General features: G+C 54.7%; 1 tRNA gene and 2 rRNA genes (1 of these 3 cut by a window edge). All 3 read left to right on the forward strand.

The annotated features are described in order from the left end of the window. Positions 1-2604, forward strand: a 23S ribosomal RNA gene (locus tag EV560_RS35585); it begins 200 nt to the left of the window's first position. 129 nt (positions 2605-2733) lie between these two features. Further along, a 5S ribosomal RNA gene (gene rrf, locus EV560_RS35590) occupies positions 2734-2848 on the forward strand. A 112-nt stretch (positions 2849-2960) separates the two neighbouring features. Then, positions 2961-3037 (forward strand) — tRNA-Met (locus tag EV560_RS35595). Positions 3038-3092 lie beyond the last annotated feature (55 nt).

Here is a 3092-nt window from a genome sequence, read left to right on the forward strand (position 1 = left end):
ATTGAACTCTGAATACATAGGGGTTCAAAGCTAACCCAGGGAACTGAAACATCTAAGTACCTGGAGGAAAGGACATCAACGAGACTCCGTTAGTAGTGGCGAGCGAACGCGGACCAGGCCAGTGCCTGACTGTGAGTTACCGGAAGTGGTTGGGAAGCCACGCATCAATGGGTGATAGCCCCGTACGGATCTGCGAACAGTTGGGACATGAGTAAGGCGGGACACGTGAAATCCTGTCTGAACGTGGGGGGACCACCCTCCAAGCCTAAGTACTCCTCAGCGACCGATAGTGAACAAGTACCGTGAGGGAAAGGTGAAAAGCACCCCGACGAGGGGAGTGAAATAGCACCTGAAACCGAATGCTTACAAACAGTGGGAGCTCAAGGTTCGTCCTGAGTGACCGCGTACCTTTTGTATAATGGGTCAGCGACTTAATCTGACGAGCAAGCTTAAGCCGGTAGGTGTAGGCGCAGCGAAAGCGAGTCTGAACAGGGCGTTCAGTTCGTCGGATTAGACCCGAAACCGGGTGATCTAGCCATGAGCAGGTTGAAGGTAGGGTAACACCTACTGGAGGACCGAACCGGTGCCTGTTGAAAAAGTCTCGGATGACTTGTGGCTAGGGGTGAAAGGCCAATCAAACTCGGAAATAGCTGGTTCTCCGCGAAAGCTATTTAGGTAGCGCCTCGCGTGAATACTCTCGGGGGTAGAGCACTGGATGGGTGCGGGGTACTTACCGTATTACCAAGCCTAACCAAACTCCGAATACCGAGAAGTACTGCGCGGGAGACACACGGCGGGTGCTAACGTCCGTCGTGGAGAGGGAAACAACCCTGACTTACAGCTAAGGCCCCTAATTCGTGGCTAAGTGTGAAAGGATGTGGGAATCCCAAAACAACCAGGAGGTTGGCTTAGAAGCAGCCATCCTTTAAAGAAAGCGTAACAGCTCACTGGTCTAAATAAGGGTTCCTGCGCCGAAAATGTAACGGGGCTCAAGCCACGAGCCGAAGCTTAAGGTGCATCTTCGGATGCGCGGTAGCGGAGCGTTCCATAAGCCAATGAAGGCGGACCCGTGAGGGCTGCTGGAGGTATTGGAAGTGCGAATGCTGACATGAGTAACGACAAACAGTGTGAAAGACACTGTCGCCGAAAGTCCAAGGGTTCCTGCGTAAAGTTAATCTCCGCAGGGTTAGCCGGCCCCTAAGGCGAGGCCGAAAGGCGTAGTCGATGGGAATGAGGTGAATATTCCTCAGCCAGTTGGTAGTGACGGATCGCGTACGCTGTCAGGTCTTATTGGATTGACCTGGCTTCCAAGCGGTTCCTGGAAATAGCTCCAACATTAGACCGTACCCTAAACCGACACAGGTGGACTGGTAGAGTATACCAAGGCGCTTGAGAGAACTATGCTGAAGGAACTCGGCAATTTACCTCCGTAACTTCGGGATAAGGAGGCCTTCGACTTGGGCAACCAGGCCGGAGGGGCACAGACCAGGGGGTAGCGACTGTTTAACTAAAACACAGGGCTCTGCGAAATCGTAAGATGACGTATAGGGTCTGACGCCTGCCCGGTGCCGGAAGGTTAAAAGGAGGAGTGCAAGCTCCGAATTGAAGCCCCGGTAAACGGCGGCCGTAACTATAACGGTCCTAAGGTAGCGAAATTCCTTGTCGGGTAAGTTCCGACCTGCACGAATGGCGTAACGACTTCCCCGCTGTCTCCAGCATAGACTCAGTGAAATTGAATTCCCCGTGAAGATGCGGGGTTCCTGCGGTCAGACGGAAAGACCCCGTGCACCTTTACTGTAGCTTTGCGCTGGCATTCGTGTCGGCATGTGTAGGATAGGTGGTAGACTTTGAAGCCGGGGCGCCAGCTCTGGTGGAGTCATCCTTGAAATACCACCCTTATCGTCATGGATGTCTAACCGCGACCCGTCATCCGGGTCCGAGACAGCGCATGGCAGGCAGTTTGACTGGGGCGGTCGCCTCCCAAAGAGTAACGGAGGCGTGCGAAGGTGGGCTCAGAGCGGTCGGAAATCGCTCGTTGAGTGCAATGGCATAAGCCTGCCTGACTGCGAGACTGACAAGTCGAGCAGAGTCGAAAGACGGCCATAGTGATCCGGTGGTCCCGCGTGGAAGGGCCATCGCTCAACGGATAAAAGGTACGCCGGGGATAACAGGCTGATGATTCCCAAGAGTCCATATCGACGGAATCGTTTGGCACCTCGATGTCGGCTCATCACATCCTGGGGCTGGAGAAGGTCCCAAGGGTTCGGCTGTTCGCCGATTAAAGTGGTACGTGAGCTGGGTTCAGAACGTCGTGAGACAGTTCGGTCCCTATCTGCCGTGGGTGTAGGATATTTGAGAGGATCTGCCCTTAGTACGAGAGGACCGGGGTGGACGTACCTCTGGTGGACCTGTTGTGGCGCCAGCCGCAGTGCAGGGTAGCTATGTACGGTCGGGATAACCGCTGAATGCATCTAAGCGGGAAACCCACCTCAAAACGAGATATCCCTTGAGAGCCGTGGAAGACGACCACGTTGATAGGCCGGGTGTGTAATCCCAGTGATGGGTTCAGCTTACCGGTACTAATTGCTCGATCGGCTTGATCGTTCTCATGATCAATGTCCGCAAACACTCAACAACTGCGAACATCATCAGTGCCCATTCCGACTGGCGGCACGCCAGGCGATCAGAATGCGCACCAGAAACAGACCTTATGCTTGCCATATCCTTCGCCGGCCCGGTGGCTTGAGCGAGAAGCCAGAACCCGATCCCATCCCGAACTCGGCCGTTAAACTTCTCAGCGCTGATGGTACTGTGTCTCAAGACCCGGGAGAGTAGGTCGTTGCCGGGCCTGTCAAGGATATCCCTCTTAACATGACAAAACGCTTCAACGCGGCGTCGATCACATCGACGCCGCGTTCCTGTTTAAAGGACCACCATTACGGTCCATATCACCGCCTTACCGCGGGGTGGAGCAGCCCGGTAGCTCGTCAGGCTCATAACCTGAAGGTCGTAGGTTCAAATCCTGCCCCCGCAACCAAATCTCAAAAGGGCCCGGCAATACGCCGGGCCCTTTTTGCGTTCCTGGGCTTCAC

The sequence above is a fragment of the Allobosea sp. BK604 genome (assembly GCF_004341515.1).
Classification (GTDB): domain Bacteria; phylum Pseudomonadota; class Alphaproteobacteria; order Rhizobiales; family Beijerinckiaceae; genus Allobosea.